At 68.2% G+C, this 26,992-nt stretch carries 23 protein-coding genes and 1 tRNA gene; 19 read left to right on the top strand and 5 right to left on the bottom strand.

The genetic code is table 11. From position 1 onward, the window contains the following. Window positions 1-30: 30 nt before the first annotated feature. Entirely contained in the window at window positions 31-537 is a 507-nt protein-coding gene (locus ACFHWU_RS22115) for an ester cyclase (protein ID WP_281551686.1), read from the bottom strand. A gap of 306 nt (window positions 538-843) precedes the next feature. Here ACFHWU_RS22115 and ACFHWU_RS22110 point away from each other — a divergent pair, with 306 nt between their 5' ends. The 5 genes from ACFHWU_RS22110 to ACFHWU_RS22090 all read left to right on the top strand — a co-directional run bounded on the left by ACFHWU_RS22110 (window position 844) and on the right by ACFHWU_RS22090 (window position 6,759). Beyond that, window positions 844-2,079, top strand: coding sequence for an FG-GAP repeat domain-containing protein (locus tag ACFHWU_RS22110; protein WP_416567486.1), 1,236 nt, complete (start codon window positions 844-846; stop codon window positions 2,077-2,079). A gap of 352 nt (window positions 2,080-2,431) precedes the next feature. Then, window positions 2,432-2,779 carry a VOC family protein gene (locus tag ACFHWU_RS22105; RefSeq protein WP_289211338.1) on the top strand — a complete coding sequence of 116 codons (348 nt, stop codon included), beginning with the start codon at window positions 2,432-2,434 and terminating at the stop codon, window positions 2,777-2,779. Window positions 2,780-2,813: 34 nt separating this feature from the next. Next, window positions 2,814-3,242 carry a VOC family protein gene (locus ACFHWU_RS22100; RefSeq protein ID WP_416591454.1) on the top strand — a complete coding sequence of 143 codons (429 nt, stop codon included), beginning with the start codon at window positions 2,814-2,816 and terminating at the stop codon, window positions 3,240-3,242. Window positions 3,243-3,385: 143 nt separating this feature from the next. Continuing rightward, entirely contained in the window at window positions 3,386-4,573 is a 1,188-nt protein-coding gene (locus ACFHWU_RS22095; RefSeq protein WP_281551682.1) for a cytochrome P450, read from the top strand. A 239-nt stretch (window positions 4,574-4,812) separates the two neighbouring features. Beyond that, the gene (locus ACFHWU_RS22090) at window positions 4,813-6,759 is read left to right on the top strand and encodes an FG-GAP-like repeat-containing protein (RefSeq protein WP_416567487.1); all 1,947 of its coding nucleotides are present in this window, start codon (window positions 4,813-4,815) and stop codon (window positions 6,757-6,759) included. Here ACFHWU_RS22090 and ACFHWU_RS22085 read toward each other — a convergent pair whose 3' ends face one another. Beyond that, on the bottom strand, window positions 6,760-6,951 hold the full coding sequence (locus tag ACFHWU_RS22085; RefSeq protein WP_416591453.1) for a hypothetical protein: 192 nt from the start codon (window positions 6,949-6,951) through the stop codon (window positions 6,760-6,762). Between the two features lie 47 nt (window positions 6,952-6,998). Continuing rightward, on the bottom strand, window positions 6,999-7,412 hold the full coding sequence (locus ACFHWU_RS22080) for a hypothetical protein (RefSeq protein ID WP_416567489.1): 414 nt from the start codon (window positions 7,410-7,412) through the stop codon (window positions 6,999-7,001). 983 nt (window positions 7,413-8,395) lie between these two features. Between ACFHWU_RS22080 and ACFHWU_RS22075 the strand changes: the two genes are divergently transcribed. The 12 genes from ACFHWU_RS22075 to ACFHWU_RS22020 all read left to right on the top strand — a co-directional run bounded on the left by ACFHWU_RS22075 (window position 8,396) and on the right by ACFHWU_RS22020 (window position 21,118). Next, entirely contained in the window at window positions 8,396-9,577 is a 1,182-nt protein-coding gene (locus tag ACFHWU_RS22075; RefSeq protein WP_416567490.1) for a TolB family protein, read from the top strand. A gap of 67 nt (window positions 9,578-9,644) precedes the next feature. Then, on the top strand, window positions 9,645-10,532 hold the full coding sequence (locus ACFHWU_RS22070; protein ID WP_416591452.1) for a class I SAM-dependent methyltransferase: 888 nt from the start codon (window positions 9,645-9,647) through the stop codon (window positions 10,530-10,532). A gap of 6 nt (window positions 10,533-10,538) precedes the next feature. Continuing rightward, window positions 10,539-10,787, top strand: a complete 249-nt coding sequence (locus tag ACFHWU_RS22065; protein ID WP_281551676.1) for a hypothetical protein — start codon at window positions 10,539-10,541, stop codon at window positions 10,785-10,787. Between the two features lie 26 nt (window positions 10,788-10,813). Further along, window positions 10,814-12,676 (top strand): FG-GAP repeat domain-containing protein, encoded by a 1,863-nt coding sequence (locus tag ACFHWU_RS22060; protein ID WP_416567491.1) that lies wholly within the window; start codon window positions 10,814-10,816, stop codon window positions 12,674-12,676. A 2-nt stretch (window positions 12,677-12,678) separates the two neighbouring features. Next, the gene (gene selA, locus ACFHWU_RS22055; RefSeq protein ID WP_416567492.1) at window positions 12,679-14,118 is read left to right on the top strand and encodes an L-seryl-tRNA(Sec) selenium transferase; all 1,440 of its coding nucleotides are present in this window, start codon (window positions 12,679-12,681) and stop codon (window positions 14,116-14,118) included. Continuing rightward, complete coding sequence (locus ACFHWU_RS22050; RefSeq protein ID WP_416567493.1) at window positions 14,115-16,043, top strand: SelB C-terminal domain-containing protein; 1,929 nt, start codon at window positions 14,115-14,117, stop codon at window positions 16,041-16,043. Before selA ends, ACFHWU_RS22050 begins: the two co-directional genes overlap by 4 nt. Further along, window positions 16,043-17,080: a selenide, water dikinase SelD gene (selD, locus tag ACFHWU_RS22045; RefSeq protein ID WP_416591464.1), complete on the top strand. Its 1,038-nt coding sequence runs from the start codon at window positions 16,043-16,045 to the stop codon at window positions 17,078-17,080. The genes ACFHWU_RS22050 and selD overlap by 1 nt, the downstream gene beginning before the upstream one ends. 38 nt (window positions 17,081-17,118) lie before the next feature. Beyond that, window positions 17,119-17,212, top strand: a tRNA-Sec gene (locus ACFHWU_RS22040). Between the two features lie 155 nt (window positions 17,213-17,367). Next, a complete protein-coding gene (locus ACFHWU_RS22035) occupies window positions 17,368-17,811 on the top strand; it encodes a hypothetical protein (RefSeq protein ID WP_281551671.1) in 444 nt (147 codons plus the stop codon). A 163-nt stretch (window positions 17,812-17,974) separates the two neighbouring features. Next, complete coding sequence (locus ACFHWU_RS22030; RefSeq protein WP_281551670.1) at window positions 17,975-18,547, top strand: nuclear transport factor 2 family protein; 573 nt, start codon at window positions 17,975-17,977, stop codon at window positions 18,545-18,547. 49 nt (window positions 18,548-18,596) lie between these two features. Next, window positions 18,597-20,084 carry a phosphoesterase gene (locus tag ACFHWU_RS22025; protein WP_281551669.1) on the top strand — a complete coding sequence of 496 codons (1,488 nt, stop codon included), beginning with the start codon at window positions 18,597-18,599 and terminating at the stop codon, window positions 20,082-20,084. A gap of 101 nt (window positions 20,085-20,185) precedes the next feature. After that, on the top strand, window positions 20,186-21,118 hold the full coding sequence (locus ACFHWU_RS22020; RefSeq protein ID WP_281551668.1) for a hypothetical protein: 933 nt from the start codon (window positions 20,186-20,188) through the stop codon (window positions 21,116-21,118). 103 nt (window positions 21,119-21,221) lie between these two features. On the opposite strand, the gene ACFHWU_RS22015 is transcribed toward ACFHWU_RS22020, so the two are convergent. Beyond that, on the bottom strand, window positions 21,222-22,163 hold the full coding sequence (locus tag ACFHWU_RS22015) for a helix-turn-helix domain-containing protein (RefSeq protein WP_416569452.1): 942 nt from the start codon (window positions 22,161-22,163) through the stop codon (window positions 21,222-21,224). Between the two features lie 603 nt (window positions 22,164-22,766). Next, entirely contained in the window at window positions 22,767-23,975 is a 1,209-nt protein-coding gene (locus ACFHWU_RS22010; protein ID WP_416569451.1) for a HEAT repeat domain-containing protein, read from the bottom strand. Window positions 23,976-24,437: 462 nt separating this feature from the next. On the opposite strand from ACFHWU_RS22010, the gene ACFHWU_RS22005 reads away from it, so the two are divergent. Then, window positions 24,438-25,778: an ABC1 kinase family protein gene (locus ACFHWU_RS22005; protein WP_281551665.1), complete on the top strand. Its 1,341-nt coding sequence runs from the start codon at window positions 24,438-24,440 to the stop codon at window positions 25,776-25,778. Window positions 25,779-25,836: 58 nt separating this feature from the next. Continuing rightward, window positions 25,837-26,853: a DUF1702 family protein gene (locus tag ACFHWU_RS22000; protein ID WP_416591451.1), complete on the top strand. Its 1,017-nt coding sequence runs from the start codon at window positions 25,837-25,839 to the stop codon at window positions 26,851-26,853. The last annotated feature ends 139 nt before the right edge of the window (window positions 26,854-26,992 follow it).

Here is a 26,992-nt window from a genome sequence, read left to right as displayed (position 1 = left end):
CACGGGTCATTACCGCACCGCCTGCCAGGGTCACAGCGGCAGACCGATTTGCCGTGCGACGGTGAGGAAGTCGTAGTAGATCCGACCGCTCGCGATCCGGCCGCCCCGGAACTGGTAGATCTCGCAGCTCAGACCCTCCACCGGCCGTCCGCTCGGTGGCAGCGCGTCGCCGTTGGGCAGCTCGAACGGGCCGGTCTGCGTACCCCGGTTGATCACTTCGGCGACTGCGGTGTCGCCGCGCACGATGAGCGCGGTGATCTCCGTCCGGGCGTCCGGCATCGCCCGGCGGTTGGTTCGCTGCCGGGCTAGGTATGGCTCCGGACCGGTGGTGACCTCTCCGGCCGCAACGTCATGCGCTGCGAAGTCCTCGGTCAGGAGTTCGGCCATCGCGGTGATGTCGTCGCGGTTGAACCGCGCGTACAGCTCACGCAGAGTCGCCTCGTTGCGCGCCTCGCGCTCCGGATCGGTGTCCGACTGGCCGAGCAGGCCGATCAGAAACCCTCGCGTTTCGGCGCCGAGTGTTCTGGTGCTGGTCATGGTGTACCTCCTGAGGTACCGGTTGGCGGTGGCTGCGGGCGGGTGCCGGGCAGCCGGTAGCGCCATCGTGGAATCGGACACGGCGGCCGAACTTCTCAACGTTTGCTGATCCGCGCCGGCCGTACCGGCCATCGGGTGGACCGCCCGGATCGCCCTGCCTGGTTCGCCGTCGCTGACGCCGATCGCAATCGGGGAGAGGTCCCCAGAACCGCCCGGCCGTATCCAGGAACTAGCAGCGCACGTCGCGTCGCCGCCGGTCGGACACGCACAGGCTGGCCGGCCCATCCAGCCGAAGAGGAAGCGTCAATGACGATGATGAGAACCGCCGGGCGGGCCACGGGCCACGGCCCTGGCGGCCCGAGCCGCATGCTGGCCGGATTCGCGGTGGCCGCCGTACTGCTGGCCGCCGGATGCACGACGGACCAGTCGCCACCGCCGGAGTCGGTGCCGCCGCTGAATCCTGCGCCGACGCAGCCCCAACGACCAATGCCGATCCCGCCGCCGACCAGCCCGGTGACGCTCGCGGAAGCACGGTCCTTCCCCGCCGGGGACGCGTCTGCCGACATCGTCGCGGCCGACATCGACGGCGACGGTGTCCTCGACCTCGCCACACCGAACTACAACAGCCACGATCTGGTCTACCTGATCGGCGACGGCCGCGGCGGCTATGAGCCACCGGTGACGATGGCTGCGGGTCGCACGCCGAACGGGATACTCGCTCGGGATCTCGACGGGGACGGCCACCTCGATCTGGCCACAGCAAACCTCGGGTCGGACGACGTCAGCGTCTACCGAGGACTGGGCGGCGGCCGGTTCGCCGATCCGGTGCATCATCCGGCCGGCGACGGTCCCGCCCGGATCGTCGCGATCGATCTCGACCGGGACGGTGCGCTGGATCTCGTCACCCCCAACCTCAACGGCGATGACGTCACCGTCCTGTACGGAACGGGCGACGCGACCTTCGAGGCTCCGGTGTCGGTACCGGCTGGTGACGGACCGCTGCGGATCGCCGTGGCCGACCTGGACGGAGACGGACTGCTGGACCTGGCGAGCGCGAACTACAACTCCGACGATGTCACCGTGATGCGCGGTGACGGTCGGCGTAGCTACTCGGCGCCGGTGGCGTACGCCGCCGACGACACCGCAGCCGGGATCGTGGTGCGCGACCTCAACGGCGACGGGATACTCGACATCGCCACGGCGAACTACGACGCCGACACTGTCGCGGTGCTGTTCGGGCAGGGCGGCGGCAGGTTCGCCGTACCTGCCCTGTACCAGGCCGGTGACGCGCCGTCGGACATCGTCGCGGTGGACGTCAACGGTGACGGTCAGCTCGACCTGGTGACGGTCAACTTCGACTCCGACGACATCACGGTGCTCGCTGGGGACGGCCGGGGCGGATTCGCCGCACCTGCCTCGGTGACGGTGGAGGACGGCCCACCGGCGTTGCTCGTCGCCGATTTCAACGGTGACGGTCTGCCGGACATTGCGACCGCGAATTCGCTGTCCGACAGTGTATCGGTGATCATCAACCAGGGTTGACCAGCGACGGCGGGGGTAGGCGCCGGGCGTTCGACGTCGGCGCCTGCCCCTGTGTCAGGCGGACCCTCGCCGGAAACATGAGTATTTCGAGGATCATGTCGCCCCCTCCACGTGGGCCGAATGAGCGGTCCTGTGTAGTCCGCCCTACTTCAACGGGCCTTCTTGGCTATTGTGCATCGACCGGCATCTCCGGCCCGTGGCTGCATGACAGCGCGGTAAGCCTGTCGTACACTCCGTGAGTATCCAGCTCGGTCGCTCAATGCGGCGTCAAGATCTTTCAAGGAATTGTTAGTACGCGATTCCGGTCATCGCCCGTCCAACATCAGCCAGGAGCGTCGACATGTCCCCTCGCGTGACCGGGATCGGCGGCTACTTCTTCCGGTCCCGGGATCCACAGGCTCTCGCCCGTTGGTACTCGGACAACCTTGGAATCGATCCGTGCCCCGGTGGCGACCAGGTGTGGACTCAGGCTGCGGGGCCGACGGTCTGGGCTCCGTTTCCTGAGGACACCGACTACTTCGGCGCCCGTGACCAGGCGTCGATGGTGAACTTCAGGGTCGAAGATCTTGACAGGATGCTCGATCAGCTCCGGGCGAGCGGCACGACGATCGTGGGCGACGTGCACACGGAGCCGATCGGCCGCTTCGCGTGGGCGCTCGACCCGGAGGGCAATCGCTTCGAGCTGTGGGAGCCGGCCTAGGTCTTAGCCAGATGCACGCCCGTCTTCGGCGTGTTTGACCAGTGCAATCGAGAGGAGCGCAGTGTCAGACCCAACCAAGCCACCGTTCGGCACCGTTGTCGGCTTCGACCTGACGGTGCAGGACGCTGACCGGGTACGGGACTTCTACGCCGAGGTGATCGGCTGGAGCCCGATGCCGCTAGACATGGGTGGTTACAGTGACTACTTCATGATGAGCCCGGCAGGGACGCCCGTCGCCGGAGTGTGTCACGCGCGTGGGGGCAACGCGGACCTGCCACCGCAGTGGTTGTCCTATGTCTGCGTCGACGACCTCGATGCCAGCATCAAACGTGTGGTTGAGTTGGGCGGCGAAGTCGTCGCCGGGCCCAAGGGCACCGCGCCGGAAGCGCGATTCGTGGTGATCCGCGATCCTGCCGGCGCCGTGCTGGCACTTCGCGAGCCCGATCGTCCACAGGACGGCTGACCGCCGTCCGGCTGCCGCCCAACAGAGGTTGGCCGACTCATCGGCGTCACTGACGCTTCCACTGTCGCCACGCCCGCTAGATCGTTGGCGGGCGTGGCGACGCCTCCCGGACCCCTGATCGCCGGCACCCCTTGGAGTACGCCATGACCCATACCCCCAGCCAGGATCTGATGGCGCCGTCACCCGAGCAGGGGGAGGCCGTCCTGCTGCCATGGTTGCGACGGATGCTCGAGGACAAGCCCGTCTGGCAGGACGGATACGGAGTCTGGCATGTCTTCCGGTACGCGGACGTGCGGCGGCTGAGCGCCGACCATGAGACGTACTCCTCGGATCAGAGCCGGGTGAATCCGGCAGCCGCCGAACTCGCTCAAGGTAACCTCACGATGCTTGACCCGCCGGAGCACCGGTCACTACGGCGGCTGGTCAGCGCCGCGTTCACCCCGCGTACGGTTGCCGAGCTCGAGCCACGGATCGCCGCAGTGACCCGTGAGATGATTTCAGATCTCGACGGTGAGTTCGACCTCGCAGAGCGGCTGGCCCACCCCATGCCGGTCACCGTGATCGCGGAACTGCTCGGGCTGCCCGTCGGTGACCGGGCGTTCTTCGCGGCCTGCGCCGACCGGCTGTTGAGCATCCACACCGATGATCCGAACGATCCGGCGCTGATGGAACGCTTCACCGCAGCCATGGGGGACCTGTCCGGGTACCTGCTGGAGCACTGCCAGCAACGTCGGCGGAAGCCTGCCGATGATCTGATCACCGCGCTGGTCACCGCCGAAGTGGACGCGCGACGGTTGACCGATCAGGAGGCCGTCAACTTCTGCACGCTACTGCTTTCCGCCGGTCACATCACCTCGACGCTGCTGCTCGGCAACGCAGTGCTGAGTCTTGCCGAGCAACCCTCGACGTGGCAGCGGCTGCGCGACGATTCGGCGCTGATCCCCTCGACCGTCGAGGAGGTGTTGCGGCACCGGTCGCCTTTCGCGCAGGTCGTCCGGGTCACCACCACCGATACCGAGCTCGCCGGAGTGCAGATACCGGCCGACTCGTACGTGATGCCATGGTTGGTGTCGGCGAACCGGGACCCGAGGGTCTTTGCCGACCCGGACCGGTTCGACATCGACCGTACTCCTAACGACCACATCGCCTTCGGCTTCGGCGGACACTTCTGTCTGGGCGCGCCACTGGCCCGCATCGAAGCCCGCGTCGCGCTGTCCGCGCTCGTCGAACGGTTCGCTGATCTACACCTCAACCCCAGTATCCCGCTGCGGTTCTACGGCCGTGGCGTGTTCGGTGTACGCGCCGTCCCGGTCGTGACGACCGTTTCCTGACCGAATCGGCCGGGCCCGGCCGGGTACCAGCTGAACTGAGACCAAGGGGAGATGCGATGACTGACCAGAGTCAGGAGCCCACCCGAGATGCTCGGCGCCAGCCGCCGCGGTGGACGGCAGGGGGCAGTGCCCTACTTGCCCTCTGCCTGCTTACCGGGTGTCTCGGAGTGACGGAGACGACACCCGACGAGCCGCAGGAGTCGGCGGGGGCCAACGCAGACAGAGTCACCATGTCGGCGATGGCGGAGATTTCGGTCGGTGACGCTCCGGCCGGCCTGGAGGCCGCCGACCTCAACGACGACGGCAAGCAGGACCTCGTCGTCGTCAACTTCAACTCGAACACCGCCGCTGTGCTGCTCGGCGAGGGCAAGGGCAGATTCGCGTCGCCGGTGACCTACCGGACCGGCGACAACCCCAACGGCGTGGCGTTGGCCGACCTCGACGGCGACGGCCGCCTCGACATGGTGACCTCCAACTTCAACTCCAACGACCTGACTCTGTACTTCGGCGATGGGAAGGGCGCATTCGCTGGGGCCAAGTCACTGCCAGCCGGCGGCGGCGCGATCCGGGTGAGCGCCGCCGATCTCGACCGGGACGGTTCCGTCGACCTGGCCGTGGCCAACTATCAGGACAACGCCGTGTCGATCCTGCTCGGCGACGGCACCGGTGGGTTCGCCGAGCCGGCCAAGTATCCGGTGGGCAAGGACCCGAACCGACTCACCGTCATCGACGTCACCGGTGACGGGGTGCTCGACATCCTTACCTCGGACATCGGCGACAAGACCATCTCGCTGCTCACCGGCACGGGCGAGGGCACCTTCGGCGCGGCCAAGGCGATGCCGGCTGGCGACACCCCGTCCGGCGTCGCCGTCGGTGACTTCACCGGTGACGGCAACCTCGATCTGGCCACGGGCAACTACGGCGGTGAGACGGTGACCCTGCTCGCCGGTGACGGCAAGGGGTCTTTCGAACGGAAGCAGGAGTTCGTCGCGGCGCGTGGCCCGGGCGACGTCGTCGCCGCCGACTTCAACGGCGACCGCGCCACCGACCTCGCCGCCGTCGCTCCTGAGGCGGCCGACGTCATCGTGCTGTCGAACAGCCGCAGTGACGGAGTCTTCAGCACTGCCCAGTCCTTCTCCGCAGGCGAGGCACCCGCAGCGATCATTGCCGCGGACTTCGACGGGGACAACCTCGTCGACCTGGCGGTCAGCAACTCACTCTCCGGCAGCATCACCGTGATGCTCAACGGCACCCAGACCGCAGCGGGTGCCGACCTCGCGCCGGTCGCGCTGGTCACCAACGAGAACTCGGCCACCGTTTCACTAATCGACGCCCGGTCCTCGACTCTGCTGAAGACCATTGACATCGGCGGTGACCGCCCAGGCGGGGTGGCGCTGACCCCGGATGGCCGACGGGCGTACGTCGCGAACCTCGGTTCCGACAATGTGTCGGTGATCGACCTTCCCAGCCGTCGGTTGCTGACCACGATCGCCGTCGGCCGCCAGCCCAATGGGATCGCGGTGTCGCCCGACGGCACCCGGATACTGGTCGCCAACGAGTTCTCCGACACGGTCTCGCTGATCGACTCGGTCACGAACGCGGTGACCGCCACCATCCAGGTGGGGGAGCGCCCAGTCGACGTCGCCTTCACCCCGGACGGTCGGTATGCCTACGTGCCGACGAATATATCCTTCGAAGTCGCCACCGTGGACGTGGCGCGGGCATCCGTCGTCGCCCGTACCCGCGTCGGCGCACGTCCTGGTGGGGTGGCGGTCAGCCCGGACGGTCGCCTGGTCTACGTCACGAGCATCGCCGACGACCAGGTGACGGTAGTCGACACCGCTACCAACAAACGCGTCGCAAACATCGACGTAGGTGACTGGCCGCTGAAGGTTGCCTTCAGTCCGGACGGCCAAAACGCCTACGTGGTGACCTACAGTTCCGACGCGGTCAGCGTCGTCGACGTTGCCAGGGGCGCGGTCACCACAACGATCGAGGTCGGCATCCGTCCGTACGGGTTGGCGCTGTCGCCGGACGGCCGTCAGGCGTTCGTGACCAGCCAGAGCGGCAACTCGATCTCCGTGGTCGACTTGGAGCGAGGCGAGTCAGTGGCGACCGTGGAGGTCGGCGAACATCCGATCGGGGTGGCCTCGGTGCTGGCCCCGGTGGAAACAGTCAACGCGTAGTCAGCCGAGACCAGGTGCCCGTCGACGGCCGAATTCGTCATCGGATCCGGCCGTCGGCGGTGTCACCGGTGTCACCACCTGCCGCGTGACCAGCCTGAGCAGCGCTGCTACTGCGGCGTTCGCCGCACCGATCTGCGTCACCGTGAGTGGCACGACGTCAAACGTCGCGAGAAGGTTGAGCAGCGCCAGCACCGCCGACTGAATCAGCACCGGCTCCCGCCGCCAGATCGACCACCGCGTCATAGCGACGTCCACGCCGGTCGTCCCCACCGGCGGGCGAAGGCGAGTGCCTCCGGGGCCAGTCTGGTCCCGTACTCAGCCTGGTCGTCCGGTCCGGCCGGCCCGTTGCCACCGACCACCAGGACGACGATCGGCTCGAAGCCAGCCGGCACGCCCAACTCCTGGCGCAGCCGCTGGTGGTCGAAGTCCCCGAGTTGGCGGCACTGCCAGTCCTGCGCCCGCGCTTGTACGCAGATCCGGCTCACCGCCATTCCCAGCTCGTATTCGGCGCCCAGCATCGGCACGCCCTGCTGATCAGCGGTCTGCGCCAGCGCTAGCAACAACGCGGCGGCCCCTCGCGTGTGGCTCTGGTGGGCCGGGTTCAACGCGGTGCGCAGCAGCGAGAACGTCGTGTCGCCACGACAGCCCAGCATGAACCGCCACGGTTGCCGGTTCCCACTCGACTGGGTCCAGCGCGCGGCCTCGATCAGCCTTGCGAGTTGCGCGGTGTTCAGCGTCCCCGTGGTGAATCGCTGTGCGGAGTCGGCTGGCGCGAGGAGCGGGTGTAGCCCTGTCTGATCAGGTGGACTCGTGGGTGGCATGAGCAAGGCCTCCACCGGTGCTTTGATCTATCGCTTACTGGTTTATCGCAACAGCGGCAGGCAGTGATCTCCTCCGAAATCTTGCTAATCGATGAGCGCTGCCTTAGCGCAAGTTAGAAGAAGGTTGTCCCTGGGCCAAAGGGCTAGAAATTGATCGAGCGTCAGTCATGCTCGTGCCCATCAACCGAGAGGCAAGGAGATCAGCCGTGCCGCCACCCTCGGGTGCTCATCAACCAGACTGGCAGGCCGCTATCGAACCACGCGGCGAGGGCTTCCGGCTCCGTCGGGTAGCGTCAGATCCGGCTGGTTCCGGAGACGGTGCCATCTCGCCCGATGGTGCCTTCTTCGTGGCCTCATCGAAGCGGGCCGGAACCGTCAACCTCTGGATATTCGACCTACATAGCGGCCGGTGGCATCAGGCCACCCGAGGAGCAGGTGATGACATCGAGGGGCAGTGGTCCCCCGACGGTCGGCGCATTGTCTTCACTTCTACCAGGGGCGGACACAAACAGATTTGGTGGTACGAAGTCGCCACCGGTCGCATTGAGCAACTGACGTTCGGCGATCATGAGGAAGAGTATCCTTCCTTCGCGCCGGACGGCCAGCGCGTCTTGTACGTCGGTGGCCCCTGGGGGCGCCGGTATTTCTACATCGTGCCCGCCGGTGGCGGTGCTCCGCGTGTCGTGGACCGGCCACCGGGTAGGGCAGGTGCTGGTTCCTGGGCGCCGGACGGCCGTTGGCTGGTGTGCCATTCCTACGACACGGGGGCCGGAGCGATCTTCCTGCAGGACTCAGCAGGCGCCGAAGAGATCCCGGTGACCGACGGGACAGCTTGGGACTACAAGCCCACCGTCTGTCCCACCCGGCAGGTCGTCGCGTTCTCCCGCAGCAACGAGGGCCGCTCGGTCATTTGGGTGCAGCGCCTCGGCGACGGATCCGGCCGTCCCCTGGTCACCACCGGAGCGGACGACCGGTGGCCGACGTGGACCGCCGATGGCCAGAGCCTGTTCTTCCACCGGCTCATCGACGAGGGTCGCGCGATCGGCATGTGGAACCGTGCCACGGGCGAGGTGCAGGAGCTCGTCGGGGCGGACGAACGGCCGCGGTACGCGTCGTTCGACCCAGCGGCGCGCCGGATCGTCTACGCCAGCGAACGTACCGGACGATCCAACATCAAGATTTTGGATCTGTCCGACCATGTGGTGACGGCTCTGCCGGTGGGAGAGGCGTCCTTTCCCGCCTGGTCGCCCGCCGGCGAGCGGATCGCGTTCTGCTCGCGCCGCGGATTGGCGCACCGCTGGCAGATCAGCACGGTGGACGTGGCGACCGGTGAGGTCCACGACTGGACATCGGGGGTGGTCGGGCTACGCCGCCTGCATGGTCCGCTGAGCTGGTCACCCGATGGCGACCGGCTGCTGTTCAAGAGTGAAACCGAACCGTTCGCCGCGAACATCTACGAACTCGACCTGCGTACCGGCGGGGTCAGTGCGGTTACCGACGACTCATGGTGGGACGAGTCTGCGGCATACACGCCGGACGGCGCCGCGGTGGTCTTCATGTCGACCCGCGGCGGCGACTGGACCTGGGGCTTTTACCGCAAAGATCTGGCGACCGGCGAAATCGAGACGCTGGCGGGGCCGGACTACGTGGAACGGAACAATCCACGGCTCACCCGCGACGGCGTCCTGTTGTCGACGCTGGTGGCCGGCACCAGCGAGGAACTGTACGAGCAGTGTCCCGACGGTACGGGGCGGGTCGTCGCGGAGGCGGGTCAAGGTGTCCGCTATCCGGTGCCGTCGGCCGACGGCCGGATGGTGCTGTTCGCCCGCACCCATCGCACGGTGGAGTACTGGCTCGCCGAAAACGTCTGGGCGGCGGATTCACCGGTCGCGGACTTGGCGCGTCCGCTGGTCGCGCGGGCTGCGGGAGGTACGCCGATCAGTGAGCGGGCACCGCTGGGGCCGGTCCGAAGCCCGGTCGACACGCGACGCAGATGACGGATGTGAATCGCTCATCCGGTCGGGTGAGCTCCGGACGAACCGCCAACCAATCTGAGGAGTGCCTGTGGAGCCGCAACTACTGCGACCCGGCCCGCCCGCCGCGACGGCGCCGTCGGACGGCGCGGACAAGAACCACATCTATGACAGTGTTACCGCGCCGATCTGGCAGTTGGCCGTCTACCAGCCGGTGCATGCCGGCTGGGAGTTCACCAACGTCGGTGGGGCGGCGTTGCTCGACCAGATCACCGAACCGCTCCGACTCGGCGCCCGCCATCGGGTTCTCGAATGCTGCTCTGGAACGGGAGCGGTCAGTCGCTACCTGAATGTGCGTCGCGGTTGTGCGGTCACCGGCGTGGAGATCAACGAGAAACAACTCGATCACGCCCGCCGGCTCGCGACCGGAAACCCGGACCTGCGGTACGTGCTGGGCGACGTCGAGCGATGGCAGCCGGACGGTGCCTACGACCTCGTGCTGGCGATCGACTCGCTGAGTCTGCTCGCCGATCCGCAGGCGGTGATGCGGACCGCCCATCGGGCGTCGTACCCGCGTGGGGTGTTCGCGATGGCCGATACCGTCGCCGGTAGCAGCATGTCCGACGAGACCCGGGGACGGGCCTGGGATCTGGACGGCGTGCGGCCGCTGCCGGGACCCACCGCCACGGTGCGGATGCTGCGGTCAGCCGGGTTCGACGACGTCGAACTGACCGACTGCACGGCGATGGCGGTCGAGTGCTTCGAGCGGATCGGCACAGCTCTGGTGCGGCGTGAGGACGAGATCTCCGCCCTCGTATCGGCTGATGAGCTGCGGCACTGGCGGGACTCCAGCGAGTTCTATCTGGCCGCGTATCGAAGCCGCCAGCTCACCTACTGGCGTGGCGTGGCCCGGCACAACGACCACCGCGGCACCGTGTCCGCGTCGCGGCGCCGCGCCCGAACGACCTACGGAGGGTAAGTAACGATGGTCTTCAAACGGGAGCCAGTGATCATTCAGGCCGGACTGCTGGCCGTGTTCAACCTCCTCGGCGCGTTCGGCCTCGTGAGCTGGTCGTGCACTCAGATCACGGCGGTCAACGCGGCGATCGCGGCCGTCCTCGGGGTGATTACCCGCCAGTTGGTGACCCCGCTGCACGACCCACGTGACGCCGCCGGCCGGCCGCTCAGCCGGCGTCCGGCGGGCCCGGGTGACGGCGAACGGACCGTGGCATGAATCCACGCCGTCTGACAGCACCGGCGATGGCTGCAACCCTGCTCGCCGTACTCGGCGGGCTGAGCGCCCGTCCGGTCGCCTCCGCCGCGGAACTCGCGGCGCTCGCCGCCCCCTTCGACTTCGTGGTGACCCCGCTGAATTCGGCGCCCCCGATGGCCCACGGTGACCGGACGGTCGCTCCGGAGCTGGCACATCTGCGGTCCTGGATATCCGCCGTCGGCGCCGCCGTCGGGCTGACCGACGCCGACGGCAACGGCCGTGCCGACGACACCTGCCTGGTCGATCCGCGCGACAATTCGGTACGGGTCGCCCCGGTGCGCGGCACCGGAGATCGTTTCGCCGCCGTGCGGCTCACTCCCCCCGGAAAACCCGACCTGGCGGTCGCGCCGATGGGCTGCGTCCCGACCGACCTCACCGGGGACGGAATGACGGACTTCCTTGTCTACTACTGGGGGCGTTCCCCAGTGCTGTTTGTCCGGGCGGGAGAGGGCTACCAGGGCAGGGACCTCGTCGAGCCGGCCCAGCACTGGAACACCACCGCGACCGTGATCGCCGACATCGACGGCGACGGCAACCTGGACGTCCTGGTCGGCAACTACTTTCCAGACGGTGCGCGGATCCTGGACAGGCGAGCCGACGACGACCAGCGGATCCAGATGCAGGCCGGGATGGCCCGGGCCGGCAACGCCGGAATCAACCGGTTGCTGCTGTCCCGCCCCGGCGGACCTGGCCGCCCGCCTGTGTTTGTCGACGCCAGCACGGCGTTGCCGGACCGGTCGGCACGATCCTGGACGCTCGCGTTCGGGCTGCAGGACCTTACCGGGGACCTGCTACCTGAGATCTACGTGGCCAACGACTTCGGCCCCGACGATCTGCTGGTCAATCGGTCTACTCCGGGACGTCCGGTGTTCGAACGGGTCGAGGGGCGCAGGGATGCCACCACGCCGAAGTCGAAGGTGCTCGGCCACGACTCGTTCAAAGGCATGGGCGTGGCGTTCACCTATCGCGGCGGGCAACCGCTGCCGACCGTTCTGGTCAGCAACATCACCACTGCCTGGGGGCTGCAGGAGAGCAACTTCGCGTTCGTGCCGGAGGGATCCGGCGAGGATCTGCTACAGGGGCGGGTCCCGTACCGTGATCGAAGCGAGCAACTCGGGCTTTCTCGCAGCGGTTGGGCCTGGGACATCAAGGCCGTTGATTTCGATGCGGACGGTGCGGACGAAATCCTGCAGGCGACTGGCTACCTGCAGGGCGACCGGTGGCGCTGGCCCGAGTTACAGGAACTTGCGATGGCCAACGACCAGGTGCTCGCCCACCCCTGGGCATGGCCTAACTTCCAGCCCGGCGACGACCTGTCCGGCCATCAGCACAACCCGCTGTGGACCTACGCCGCCGACCTTTCGCCGCCCCGCTACGTCGACCTCGCGCCACGGCTCGGGCTGGGCTCACCGTGGGTGAGCAGAGGCATCGCGATCGGCGACATCGATGGTGACGGCCGGCCGGACGCGGTGATCGCCAACCAGTGGCAGGACTCCGTCGTGCTGCTCAACCGGAGCCGTACGGCATGGCCGCACACCACCATTCGCCTGCTGCGGCCCGGTCCGCGCACCGGGGCGACACCGGCGATCGGAGCTCAGGTGCGAGCCGTCACACCCGGTGGCGCGCAGTTGTATGCCGAGTTGCAGCCGAGCAACGGGCACGCGGGATCGTCCGCACCGGAGTTGTTCTTCGGCACGGGCAGCGGAGCTGACACGGCCTTCGCCCTGAAGTGGCGTACGTCCGGCGGTGTTCGCCGGGCCGCAGAGATCCGGTTGTCACCGGGCATTCACACCCTGCTCCTCGATGACGACGGCACGGTCCGGTCGATAGACGACGACAAGGGACGATGAACATGATCAAGACGACCGGCATCGCGACGACCACCATCGAACCGTTCGCCGACGCCGACGAGGCCGCCGCCAGCGCCGACGCTGACCCGGCGGCGGCCCGCCGCCAGATCATCCGTACCGATCGGGCCCTCACCGACCCGAGGCTGGCTGCGGCCGTCCGTCGGCACGGCCGCCCGGCGGTACGCCAGGCGCTGCGCGACGCGCAACAGGAGGCGCGGCGCGGCGCGATCTCCCCGGACCAGGTCGTCCGACACACCGCCGATCTCGTCGATCGGCGCGCCGAAGGCGTCCGTTCGGTGATCAACGCGACCGGGGTGCTGTTGCACACCAATCTCGGCCGTGCTGTGTTGTCCGCGCCGGCCCGCCGGGCGCTTGAACGGGCCGCGGGCTGCATCGACATCGAGTACGACCTCGAGAGCGGCCGGCGGGACCGACGCGGTAGGGCCGCGCTGGAGGCGTTGGCCGCGGCCGTACCGGCTGCCGGTGCGGTACACGTCGTGAACAACAACGCGGCCGCACTGATCCTGGCCTCGGCAGCCCTGGCCAGCGGTCGCGAGGTCGTCATCAGCCGTGGCGAGATGGTGGAGATCGGTGCGGGCTTCCGGCTGACCGATCTGGTCGCCGCCGCCGGTGCCCGGCTTGTCGAGGTCGGCACCACCAACCGCACCTCGCTGGCCGACTACGCGGCCGCGGTGTGGTCGGGGACCGGATTCATCCTCAAGGTTCACCCGTCCAACTACCGGATCGACGGCTTCACCTCCCAGGTCGATGTGGGCGCGTTGGCCGGGCTCGGCGCACCGGTGGTGGTCGACATCGGCTCCGGGTTGCTGGGGCCGGAGCAGGTGCTGCCGGACGAGCCGGATGCGGACACCGCGCTGCGCGCCGGCGCGGCCCTGGTGACGGCGAGCGGCGACAAGCTGCTCGGTGGCCCGCAGGCCGGCCTGTTGCTGGGCCATCGCGAGGTGATCGCCGAGCTGCGGCGCCATCCGATGGCCCGGGCGGTACGGGTCGACAAGCTGACCCTCGCCGCCTTGGAGGCCACCGTCCGCTGTCCACCCACCCCGACCCAGCAGGCACTGCGCACGACTGTCGACGAGCTGCGGGCCCGGGCCGAGACGATCGTCGGCCGACTCACCGCAGCCGATGTGCCGGCGGCCGTGACGGACACGACAGCCGCCATCGGGGGTGGTGGAGCGCCGGGGGTACGGCTGCCGAGCTGCGCGATCAGCGTGCCACAGCACCTGTCCCGGCCGCTGCGGCGACAGCCGATCGCGGTCGTCGGCCGGGTACGCGACGGCCGACTGCTGCTCGACATGCGTTCTGTGCCAGCGGAGCTGGACGAAGTCGTGACGGCGGCGGTACTGCGGGCGGCCACGTCACCCGCTGGCCAGTCGCCGGACGAACCAGGCCGGCCCACACCCATGGCGGTCGAGCGGCGATGAGCCACGTCGTCGCCACTGCCGGTCACGTCAACCACGGCAAGTCCAGCCTGCTCCGGGCACTGACCACAATGTCGACCGACCGCCGACCGGTCGAGCGCGATACGGGTCGGACCGTGGACCTGGGGCACGTCTGGACCCACCTCGACGACGGTCGGGAGGTCAGCTTCGTCGACGTGCCGGGACACCGGCGATTCCTCGCGAACACCTTGGCCGGGGTGGGTACCAGTCCGGTCGTCATGTTTGTGGTGGCCGCCGACGAGGGCTGGCAGCCACAGTCGTCCGAGCACCTGGCGGTGCTTGCCGCGTTGAACGTGCGGTACGGCGTTTTGGTCACGACCAAGTGCGATCGCGCGACACCGCAGTGGGCGCAGGCCGACGCGGGTCGGCGGTTGGCCGCCGCAGGCCTGCCGAACTGGCCGGCGGTGGCGGTGAGCGCTCGCACCGGTGCCGGCTTGGCCGCCCTGCGGGAGGTGCTGACCAAGGTGCTGCGGCAGGTGCCGCAGCCGGACCGGGCAGCTCCGGTCCGGCTGTGGCTGGATCGGACGTTCACGGCGGCGGGCACCGGCACTGTGGTGACTGGCACCTTGCCGGCCGGGACGGTGCGGGTCGGGGACCGGATGAAGCTGGGGCCTGACCGTCGACCGGTGGTGATCCGGGAGGTACAACGGTGCGGCAGCGCGGTGCAGGCGGCACACGGCGTCAGCCGCGTGGGTCTGGCGCTGCGCGGGCTGCCGGCCGGCGTCGCCACCCGAGGCTGGGCGCTGGTAAGTCCAGGGCACTGTTGGATGTCCACCTGTGTGGACGGGTGGCTCGACCGGCCCGGCGGCGTGGACGGCCCGGCGCCTGAGCAGGTGGACCGCCCGCTCGGTGGTCGGCCGCGCCGGCGACACCTGCCGGCGTCGCTGCGGCTGCACCTGGGTAGCGCTGTCACGATCGCCCGGGTCCGGGTGCTCGACTCTGACGGCGAGTCGCTGGCCGTCCGACTCGACCTCGATCAGCGAATGCCGTTGCTGGTTGGTGACCAGGCGGTCCTGGTCGACCCGGGGGCGGCCGGTGAACGGATCGTCGGACAGCTGACCGTCGTCGACGTCGATCCACCGCCGTTGGGTAGGCGGGGTGCCGCCGCCGCTCGCGCCTCGGCGCTGCGGGACGTGACGACGGTGCCCCGCGACACCTGGCCGCTACGGCTGCGGAAACTGATCACCGTGGCGCAGTCACGGGCCATGACGGGGGCAGCGCCGCCGACCGACGCCCTGAGCGTCGGTGGCTGGCTGCTCGATCGGGCGCACCGGGACCGCCTGCACGCCAGGCTGGTACAGCTGGTAAGCGGTGCCGGCCGGGACGGACCCGCCGAACAACCGGTTCCTACCGGGCGCGTCCACCACCCGGCCGACCGGGATGGCTCGATGCCGGTGCCCGGTATGCCGGCCGGCCAGGCCAGATCAGTGCTCGGGCTGCCCGATTCCCGGCTGCTCGGACTGCTGCTGGCACCCGGGTTGGCCCTCGCCGGAGATCTGGTCGTCCCAGCAGACCAGCAGCGGCGGATGTCCCCACGGGTGGCGACCGCGCTGGACCGGCTGCGTGCCGCACTGAGCAAAGGATCCGGCTTCGAAGCTCCCGACGCCGACGGGCTTCGGCGGCTCGGATTCGACCCATCGGTGCTGGCGGCGGCCCGCCGTACCGGTCAGGTGCTGGTGCTGGGGCCCGCCGTGGTGCTGCCGGTCGAGGCGGAACGGGCCGCCGTCGAGGTCCTTGCCCGACTCGCGCAGCCATTCACGGTCGCGCAGGCCCGCGTCGCCCTGGGTACCACGCGTAGAGTGGCCGTGCCGCTACTGGAACATCTGGATCATCGCGGTTGGACGGTCCGATGCGCGGACGGGGGCGCCCGACGGCTGAGTCCGAGAGCGAAGACAGGAGTCGAATGATGCCCGGGTCCACCCCGCAAGCCGACCCGCCGATCGGGCCGATCCGGCTCACCCAGTATTCACGTGGTGGCGGCTGCGCCTGCAAGATCCCGGCCGGCGAGCTGGAACGGCTGGTCGCAGACCTCACATTGACGCCCTCCGGGCAGCCGCTCGTACCCGCCGGCCGGTTGCTCGTCGGTCTGGACACCGGCGACGACGCCGCCGTGATCGAGGGCCCCGGAGGTACCGCGTTGATCAGCACGGCCGACTTCTTCGGTCCGGTTGTCGACGACGCCTACGACTGGGGGCGGATCGCGGCGGCGAACGCGTTGTCCGATGTATACGCGATGGGTGGGCGGCCGGTTCTCGCGATCAACCTGCTCGGCTGGCCTCGCGAGCGGCTGCCGATGGAGTCGGCCCGGGCGGTACTCCAGGGCGGTGCCGATGTCGCGGCTCAGGCCGGATGCGCTGTGGCCGGCGGGCACAGCATCGACGACCCGGAGCCCCGCTACGGCATGGCGGTGACCGGACTGGCTGACCCCGGCCGGCTGCTGCGTAACGATCAGGGCTCGGCCGGCCTGCCACTGAGTCTGACCAAACCGCTCGGCGTCGGGGTGCTCAACGCCCGGCACAAGGCGACCGGTGAGCGCTTTCCACACGCGATCGCCGAGATGGTGCGGCTCAACCGGGACGCAGCCGAATCAGCGGTCCGGGCGGGCGTGCGGTGCGCCACCGACGTCACCGGTTTCGGACTGCTCGGCCATCTGGTCAAGCTGGCTCGGGCGAGCAGAGTGGGCGCCGTCATCGACGCGTCAGCGGTGCCCTACCTGGCGGGCGCCCGGCAGGCGGTGCGGGACGGCTATGTGTCCGGCGGCACCCGACGCAACCTGGAATGGGTACGTCCGTGGGTCGATTTCGCCGGGGTGGACGAGGAGACCGCGTTGCTGCTGGCCGACGCGCAGACTTCCGGTGGTCTGCTTGTCGCCGGTGAGGTCCCGGGCGCACCGGTGATCGGCGAACTGGTGCCATCGGGAGGCACCTTGGTAAAGATCCGCTGACCCCACACCAATCTCACCAGTCACGGGATCCGTCCCGGGGAGGTGTACGGGCGCCTGGTGACGCTCCGCGGTCTTCAAAACCGATGTGACCGGGTATCCCGGTCAGGCGGGTTCGATTCCCGTCCACCTCCGCTATCGTACGCAACCGTAGAGAGGGCGCACGCTTTTTCGTTGCATAGAAATGATCTCAGGTTCGCCGCCTGAGGAGGACATCAAATGCAACGAACTTCATTGGCTGATCGGGTCGAACGGCGGCCCTGGTCGCAGCCCGGTCGATGTGGCTGGCCATGGACGTGACGAGCCTGGTCGCCTCGGCCGCAGCTGTCATCACCGCGTTGCTCAGCTACCTGGGCGGGCGCCAGATGGCTCATCTGGCGCATCGACGTGAGGTCGCGCGGCTCGCCCGACTTGTCCGCAACGACACCGCCGCCGCCGAGCAGGCCGCAGCCCAGGCCGATGAACGGGCCCGGGGTGCGGTGCTGGCCGAGCGCAACGAGCTGCTGGCGAGGTGGCGGGTGACGTTGGACGAGGCGCGAGAGGAACGCCGCCGGCTCGTCGAGGAGCATCGTGTTGAGACCGCGCGACTACGGCAGGAACACCGCGACGAGCTGGCCGGGTACCGGGAAAGCGCCCAGGCGGTCATCGCGGATCTGCGCGTACAGAATCGCGCACTGCGTGATCAGCTCAACGCCGAATACGCGAGACGCTACGGCCGGACGACGCACGACTGAGGTGGGCCGCAATCGCAAGAGTAGAGAAGAACGGCCCGGTCCCTGGCAATGAAAATAGAGGCAGCCGGGTGATGCGGATCCGAAACAACGACCCGCGACCGGTGGACGCAGTGAACGCTGTGCCGGTAGACGACCGTGCACACCAAGAAAGGACAACCCGCACATGACAGAGATCCAGGATTTCGGACGGCAGCTCGGGGGATTCCTCGGGGGTGTCTTCGGTAACGCGGCAGGTGGCGCCGGTTCGATCTTCCAGCCGGACCCGCAGGCCGAGATCGAGGTGCGCAAGCTCCTCGCCGACCTGCAGAAGGCGTTCGCCGAAGGGGACATCGAGACGATCCTGGCCAGCCTCGCCGACGACTTCACCACCTACGAACTGGGTGCCACCGACGGCTCTCCGTTGGAGATCACCGACCCGGGCGTGATGCGTGAGTACCTGACCACGCTCTTCCCCAGTGCGGGCGAGACCCAGAACAAGTCGATCAGCGCCACCCGGGTGGTGGCCACCGCGAACATGGGTTTCACCCTGGAGGGTGGAGACGTCGTGATCGCCCGCGCCGACGGGACCTTCGAGCACCAGCCACTCAACGCGACCGCGGTGGCGGTGCGTACCGCCGATGGCTGGAAGTGGCTGCACTGGCACATGTCCGAGGCGGGGTCCCGGTTCCGGGTGAACGCCAACGGCGTCCGCGTCGACCTGGCCACCGGAGCTCCGTTGCCCGGACCGACTGACTGAGCCCAGCTCCCCGGCCATCGCCGGCTGTCCGTCCAGGAGGACATTCACCATGGACCAGAACGTCGTCGGGCAGCAGGCCCCGACGGTCGAACACAACAACAACGGTGAGGAGAACACCTACCCGAACTATGTGGCGTGCTTCCATAAGGGCCTGCCGCACGACGACGATGGCGAGGTCGACCCGAACGCGTACCGCCAACTGCTGCGGGCGCTAGCCAGTCGGTCGCCGGAGAGCTTCGAGCGCGTCCCGATGGGCACCGTGGATGGCGTACGGCTGACAAACCCCCTCGCCGGGCTGGCCCGGCACGCCTCCGGCACGCCCAGCGATCGGTTTAGGCTCCGACCGGCACCCCGGTTGGACGGTGCCGAGCATTCTGCGGAAATGGTGGAACTGTACTGGATGGCGCTTTGTCGCGACGTGCCTTTCGCCGAGTTCGGCTCGGACCCGACGGTGGCTGAGGCTGCGGCTGAGCTCGGCGCGCTCAGCGACTACCGGGCTCCCCGCTCGGACGGATCGGTCACCGCGGCCACCGTCTTCCGTGGCGACACCCCGGGCGACCTGGCCGGGCCGTACCTGTCTCAGTTCCTGCTGCGTGATCTGCAGTTCGGCACGTTCCGTACGCAGCAGCGTCAGGACACGGTGCGTCCCGGCCAGGACTACATGACAACCTGGAACACCTGGTTGAAGATCCAACGCGGATTCAGCCGAGGCCTCGGGCCGCAGGACCGGGATCGCAACCGCACGCGGTATCTCGCAACCCCCCGCGACCTGGCCCACTACGTGCACTTCGACGCCACCCAGAGCCCATTTCAGCCATACCTTCACGCGGCGCTGATCCTGCAGGACCTGGACATGCCGCTGGACGCCAACCTGCCGTACCAGTGGTCGATCAACCAGCTCGGGTTCGGGACCTTCGGTTGGCCGCATCTGTACGACCTGGTGACCGGATCGACCGCCCGCGCGTTGCGGACCGTATGGTTCCAGAAGTGGTGGGTCCACCGGCGGCTGCGTCCCGAAGCGTCTGCCGGGTTGGTACACAAGCACCTCTCCGGGCGTCGCCGATACGACTTCCTCCACCATGAGGTGCTCGAATCGGAGGCGGCCCGGCGCAGCTTCGCTCGCAACGGAAGCTACCTGCTACCGCAGGCATATCCGGAGGGTTCGCCCACCCATCCGTCGTACGGTGCCGGACACGCGGCGGTGGCCGGTGCCGGCGCGACGCTGCTGAAGGCGTGGTTCGACGAGACCGCGGTGATTCCGAATCCGGTCGAGGTGAGCCCGGACGGCACCACCCTGATTCCCTACCTGGGCTCGGATGCCGCACGGATGACCGTCGGCGGGGAGCTCGACAAGCTCGCGGCGAATATCGCGATCGGTCGCAACATTGCCGGTGTGCACTACCGCAGCGACTACGCCGCCTCGCTCGAACTCGGCGAACAGGTCGCCATCGACATGTTGCGTAGTCAGCGGGGGTGGTTCGAGGAGAACTATTCGCTGACCCTGACTCGATTCAACGGGCAGTCCGTGACCATCTGACCGGATTGCCGCGGGTGTCCCGCCGGCGGGCTGACCACAGCCACCGGCGGGACACCCCCCCTGTCCGCGAGACATCTGATCGACCTCCGAGGAGAAGCGCCATGCCGACCTATCCACCTGTCGGAGTCGAGCCCGCACCGACTCCGGCCGTGACGTCGACCGTCGCCGACCGACGCACTCCGGCGCTGCGCCGGTTCGCGGTCTCCATCACGGTCCTCACCGTGGCGGGGCACTGGTTCCTGGGATTCGAACAGGCACCGATCGTTCCGCTCGTCGTGGTCGGCTACGCGTACCTGTTGGACCTCGCGTTCGAGTGGTCGACCTCGTGGGCGCAGCGTCGGCGTCCGGGATTCGCGGGAGGCTGGCGTCGTCTGGTCGACCATCTGCTGCCCACCCACATCAGCGCGCTCGCCTGCGCGATGTTGCTGTACGCGAACTCGTCGCCATGGCCGTACCTGTTCGCGATCACCGCGGCGGTGTCCAGCCGCTACCTGATCCGGATTCGAATCGACGGACGGCACCGGCACGTGCTGAACCCGTCGAACGCCGGCATCACACTGACCCTGCTGCTGTTCTCCTGGGTGAGTATCGCGCCGCCGTACCAGTTCACCGCGGACATCGGAGGGGCGCTCGACTGGCTGGTGCCGGCGGCTGTGCTAATGGCGGGCACGGTGATCAACGCAAAGTTGACCGGTCGGATGCCGCTGATCGTCGGTTGGCTCGCCGGGTTCGCCGGGCAGGCCGTGGCGCGATGGCTCCTCGCCGATCACGCGTTGCCGGCGGCCTTGATGCCGATGTCCGGCCTGGCGTTCATTCTGTTCACCAACTACATGATCACCGATCCGGGCACGACACCGCACCGGCCCGTCAACCAGGTCCTGTTCGGAGTGACGACCGCGATGGTCTACGGCTTGCTCGTTCTGTCACACGTGTCGTACGGGCTGTTCCTGGCGCTGACCATCGTGTGTGTGATGCGGGGGGCGTTGTTGGCCGGCTTGGGCCTGCGACGACGGGTGCCGGTGGTCCGCCCCTAGGTCTCGACCGACCATCGGGGATGGTAGCTGCCAGCGTCATCGGGGCAGGGCAGGCTCGCACCGAGCCGGCCCTGCCCCGTGTCCTCGGATCGTCGTACGCGGCTCAGGCCGGGGTGCCGGCGCTCGCACAGCCGGTCGAGCACCCGCCGGCGTCTACGCTGCCCGGTGCCGCCCGGTCCAGGACGAGCCGGAGCAGCGCGGGGGTCAACTCCACGGGCGGATCGATCGGCCGCGGCCGTCTCAGGGCGATCTGAAAGGCCCGAACCGAGCCGCCGTCTCTAATCACAATCGGACTCCCGGACAGCCCGATGAAGTCTGCGGGTACCGCCGGCCGGGCTAGCACGTCGGTCAGCCGCGCGCCAGGGTGGAAGCCCAGCGCCACCGCCCGATAGGTGCCGTCGGGCATCGGCGCGATCCGGGTGAGGCGGTTCGTCCGCAGCACGCTGTATCCGACGGGTGTGTCGGCGTCAGTTTCGGCGTCGGATCGGAACATGGCCAGCACCGCGCAACCGCCCTCTGCCGGGCCGCCGGTCACCGTGCCGACCGGGCCAGGGGCGGTGAGCCCGTTGTCGAGGTGGGTGACGAGATCGATGAGCCGGACTCTGCCGAACGAGGCGAGGGCCACCCGGAAGCGGCGCGGCGACATACCAGTGAGTTTGCTGAATTGACCGATGAAGGTGCCAAGGCTGGAATATCCCACCTCGATGCAGATCTCGGTTACGCTCAGGTCCGTTGTCAACAGCAGCCGCCGGGCCTCGGCCATTCTGAGTGCGGCCAGGAAACGGGCCGGAGTAGTGGACGTCAGGTAACGAAAAACGCGGTGGAAATGAAATGGGCTCAGTAGCGCGGCCTGGGCGATGTCGGATAGGCGCTGCGGCTCGGAGAGGTTCTCGGTCATGTACGCGACGGCGCGTGCGACCGAATCGATCCGGGCGCTGTCGGTTGGGCTGCCGAGGCAAGCTGTCACGGCGGTGCATGCGGCGATTTGAGTGCAGCCCATGCAATTTGCTCCCTGTTTTACCGACGAGACCGTGGCGATTGTCATGAATGTGCCTCCTCTTTTTCCGGGCAGGGCCTGGGCGATGGCGTGGTTGCTCGTTTCATCGCCTGCTCTGCGTCCGGACCTGGCCACCGGTCGCCTCATGGTTGAGGTCGGGGCGAGGGTCTCGAGGCTTGCCTGGCCGGAGCAAGCCATACGGATCGGTCGTCGCCTGACCGGGTGGGCTGAGTTGGATGTCAGTCAACACCGCGCCTAGCCCTCGTAATAGATGGAATCTTGCTAATGGCTACTGCTGTGCAAGCGAATCAGAAGGTGTCGAGGCATCGACTCCCGTGGTGGTCGTGAACCCGCGGGGTGGGGATGTTCGGCTGGGCCGGGTGCCTGCGCGCAAGCTTCATCGAGTTCCCGTCGACAGTTGATATTCGCAGGTCACGCCGCTCCTGTCGGTTGAAAGTCGGGTAACTCCCGAGGAGTGGGCCCGCTTTCGACCGGTGGCAGTCCGTGTCAATACTGGCGATAAGGACCAACATGCTGATAGTTCCCCCGAGGTGGTTTATTCGGGTATCGGCTTGGGTGCAACCGCGTGGTGCCCGACGACAGGAACCGGGGCGGGCGACGTCGCCCGCCCCGGTCGTGGGGAAATCCTGGTCAGTTCATCCAGTTGGTACGCGGGCAGAACTGCACGCCTTCGATGTCGGCGACACCGTCCTGGTCGGAGTCCACGTCACCGTCACGGGTCGAGTAGATGTCGAGCGAGTTCGCGTCGATGGCGCCGTCGCCGTTCCAGTCGACCAGCTTGCCCTTGAAGGTTCCGACGATGAAGGCATTGGCCAGCGGCCCGGTCGGGGTGTCCAACGTTCCCAGGATGCTGTTGCCGGGGAACAGGACATCCTCCAGCGAGCTGCCCCGCATCGTGTCGAAGTTGAGGTAGCCCCAGGTGTGCACTCGCCCGCGGACGTAGCGGATCGCCGGCTCGCCCTTGATCAGCATGTTCGGGTCCAGCGTCCATTCACCGGAGCGCTTGGCCGCGACCATCTCGTTGCGGTGACCCAGCGAGTCGTCGTCGGCCCGTCCGGAGAGGAAGACCGGACGCAGCCCTCGCGATTCGAAGTAGAAGCTGCCACGACCGGCGTTGGCGTGGTTGGTCAGGCCGCGGAACACGAAGTTCTCGGTGTGCGGCGAACCGTCCTCATGCAGGCCGTCGAGGGTCTTGCTGATGATCAGCTTCTGGTTCCGGGTGTCGACGTTCGGGCATGCGTGCGCCTGCCCGTAGCTGCGTGCCAGGCCCTGCGGCGAGAGAGTGATCTTGCCCCAGTTGCGGCCGCTTTCGTCCAACGCGACGTAGACGTCGCAGTGGATGTTCAGCAGGATGGTTTCGTCGAACGTCCGACTCGAGTCGTAGGTGAACGACCGGTTGTCGAACGACGGCAGGCCGGTGCGCAGTTCCGAACCGAACAGCCGGGCCCACTCGCCGACATCCGGGTCGTCGTCGTTGGCGTGCCGGTCCAGCACGCGCAGCGCATCGGTGCCGCCGATCTTCTCCAGGGCCCAGAGCGCGTTCCACCGGACCTGCCGGTCGGAGTCGTTGGCGACCGCCTCGGCGAGCAGGTCGACGGCACCGCTGAGCCGCCGGTCCATCGCCTGGTACAGCGACTGCTCCCGGATCATCGGGTCCCGGTGGTGCAGGGCCTCGTACTCGACCTGCTCGTCAGTGCGAGCGTCGAGCCGGACCGCGCCGCGCTCCAGCATGTCGCCGAACTCGCTGTTGAGTAGCGCGGGATCGCCCTCGAGGTAGTGCTCCCACTCCGGAGCGCTTCCAGCGCCGCCGGTGGTGGCGCTGACCGATTGAAGCGTCATTCTCACATCACCCTTTCTCTGGTGTGGCTGTCGTGGTGCCGGACCTATTCAGATGGCGGCGCGTTTCGGAAGCAGAAACTGATCGTTCGCTTACCGCCCTCGAGAACCGCGTCGAGCTGCGTGAGCGGTTCCGACTAAGTGGTTGACGTGACTTGTGCGCGCCGGTGGAGTCGAGGCACTCCGATGCGGGGAGGTCTCGCCGGTCGCTGCTTCGCCGACCGGTGCACCGGTTGCGCGCTGACACCAGATTTCGCCATCGCCGTGCTGGCCGTCCAGTACTGGACGGTGAGCTAGCAAGAACGCAGAAACAGCGGCGGTTCGAGGCGCCGGGATAGCTGTCTGGCGGTGGATCAGCCGAGAATTTGCCCATCTCTGTCGTGGCCGTATGGGAGATCGGCGACGCAACCCTAGCCTGATCCGCGACGACCTCGAGAACGGTCGTCACGACCAGGAGGAGGAACAATGCCGTTCTCGCTTGCCTTCATCAGCCAGGGCGCGCACCGTCGACCGCGTCGGCCGATCCGCCATCATCCGGCGGTCCGGGTGCTCACGATCTGCGGTCACCTGACGCGCATCGTCCTTCGGGCTGCGGTCGCACTCAGCGGGGCCGGTTTGCGGGGACGTCTAGCCGACCGGTACGCCTGGCAGCGGTTGGCCGGTGACCTGCTCGCCGACGCGGCCGAGCGACTCGGTCCGACGTACATCAAATTCGGTCAGATCCTCGCCACCCGGGTCGACGTCGTCCCACCCGCGGTGGCCGCGCGGCTTGGTCGGCTGTTCGACAAGGTCACACCGCCGTCGATCCGGCCGCCGATCACCGGGAGCGTCGGTGCCGCACTCGATGGCGGTGTCGGTGGTCTGCGGCGAGTAGCCGCAGGTAGCGTCGCGGTGGTCTACCGGGGCCGGCTCCGAACCGGAGAACAGGTCGCGGTGAAGGTGATCAGGCCCGGGATCGATGCCGTGATCGACACGGATCTCGCGCTGTTACGCGTGGCCGCCCGCGGCGTCAGCACGCTGCCCAGGTTTCGGCGCGCACCACTGGTGGAACTCGTCGACCAGCTCGGTGCCGCGATACGTCGGCAGCTCGACCTGTGCGCCGAGGCTGATGCGTTGCGCCGGCTCCGCCGAAACCTGGCGCATCTCGATGGGGTACGGGTGCCCAGCGTGTACCGCGAACTGTCGGACCGGACGGTGCTGGTGACCGAATACCTGTCGGACATCCGCCTCAGCCTCCCCGCCGCGCCTCCGCAGACGGCCCTGGTGACAGCCATGCGGGCAGCCTTCCAGATGGTCTTCGTTGACGGATTCGTGCACTGTGACCTGCACCCCGGCAACCTACATCTGGCAGCGCACCGGGTGACCGTGCTCGACGCCGGCTTCGTTCACGAGCTCACCCCGATCGCCCGGCGGGCCTTCGCGGAGTTCTTCCAGGCGATGGCGTCCGGCGCGGGTGACCGGTGCGCCGAAATTCTCCTGGCCACGGCCGACCGGGTCGAGCCCCCGGCAGACCTCGTCGGGTTCCGCTGCGACATCGCGGCGCTGGTGGTCGCGGCGGCTGGCCGGCCCGCAGGTGAATTCAACCTTGCGGATTTCGCATACCGGATGTTCGCCGCCCAACGCACGCGCGGCCTCTACGCAGATGTCCAGTTCGTCTATCCGATCTTGGCGCTTCTCGTTTTGGAAGGTCGGGTGCGCCAGCACGCGCCGGACGTCGATTTTCAGCGGGTGGCCATGCCCTACGTGCTGCGGGCGCTGGCTGACACCGTCTCGCTGCCGGGCTGGCGGCCGTCGCCGACCCGATAGCCAGCGAACCGCGGCGTTCGCAAAGTCGGAGAAGATCGGCGGCACCCGGTTCCAGACGATGGGTACATCGCTACCAGATCGAACATCCTGGAGTCGTAACATGCCGTGCTCATGGCGATCACTGCGCCGCCGACTGCTGACCCTCACCCCGGACGGGACGGTGGCCGTCCGTCGTGGAACTGGCCTGGCTGACACCACTACCCGAAGCGTCTTCGAGATGGTGGACCGCACGGTACAGGCCGGCTTCGACGCGGCCCTGGACTCGACCAGCGTCGGCGAGCTGGAGGCCCGGTTGGACCGCACCGCGCGGGACTTCAAAAGCTTCGCGTACGAGGGGGCCGCGGCGGCGTACGCGATGCTCGACGCGGTGGCCCCGACCCGGACCCGTCGGGTGGGCCGACTGCTGACTGGACGCGGCGCGGCACATCGCTTCCTGATCTACTTCGGGGTCGGGCGGGCGATAGGCCGGCTGCCCCGGTTCCGGTGGCGGTCGGTGCTGCCCGCCGACCCGGTGCTGCACTGGCTGGCAGTCGATGGCCTCGGCTTTCACCGGGCGACCCTCGACCCGATCAGGCATGTTCGCCAGCAGTACCGGGCCGACGTGGCGGGATGGCCGCACGGAGACTTCCGGCACTACCTGGATCGCGCGCTTGACCAAGGCACCGGCCGGGCGATGTGGTTCGTGGAGGGTGCCGACGTCGATCGGGTGATCGCGACCGTCGGGCGGTTCCCGGCCGACCGTCACGACGATCTGGTCAGCGGCGTCGGTTACGCGGCGACCTACACCGGCGGGGTGAGTGAGCCGGCGCTGCGTCGGCTGTGGCAACTCAGCGGCGAGCATCGCTCCTTCCTGGCTCAGGGCGCGGCTTTCGCCGCGCTGGCTCGCGACCGGGCAGGGCTGGTCAACGCGCACACGCGGACGGCGGTGGCCGTGCTGTGCGGCACCAGCGTCGAACAGGCGGCCGACATCGCTGAACGATCGGAGACCGATCTGTCACCGGACGGTGCGCTGCCGAGTTACGAGGTCTGGCGACAGCGGATCGCTGACCGGTTCACCTCCCGCAGCCGTCGCTAGTACCCCGACGAGGAGGGTGCCGAGCACCGCCCCGGACAGGCCCCATAGCACGCTTCTCACCCGACGGTTCCTCCTCCGCGTACCCGGTGCGACCCGACGCCGCGACACGCCGAACACAGTATCTGGTGTTGCGTCTTCT

The sequence above is a fragment of the Micromonospora sp. LOL_015 genome, assembly GCF_048060275.1.
Taxonomy (GTDB): Bacteria; Actinomycetota; Actinomycetes; order Mycobacteriales; family Micromonosporaceae; genus Micromonospora_E.
Note: the sequence above shows the minus strand (reverse complement) of the source record. Positions and strands in the feature narration are given on the sequence as shown.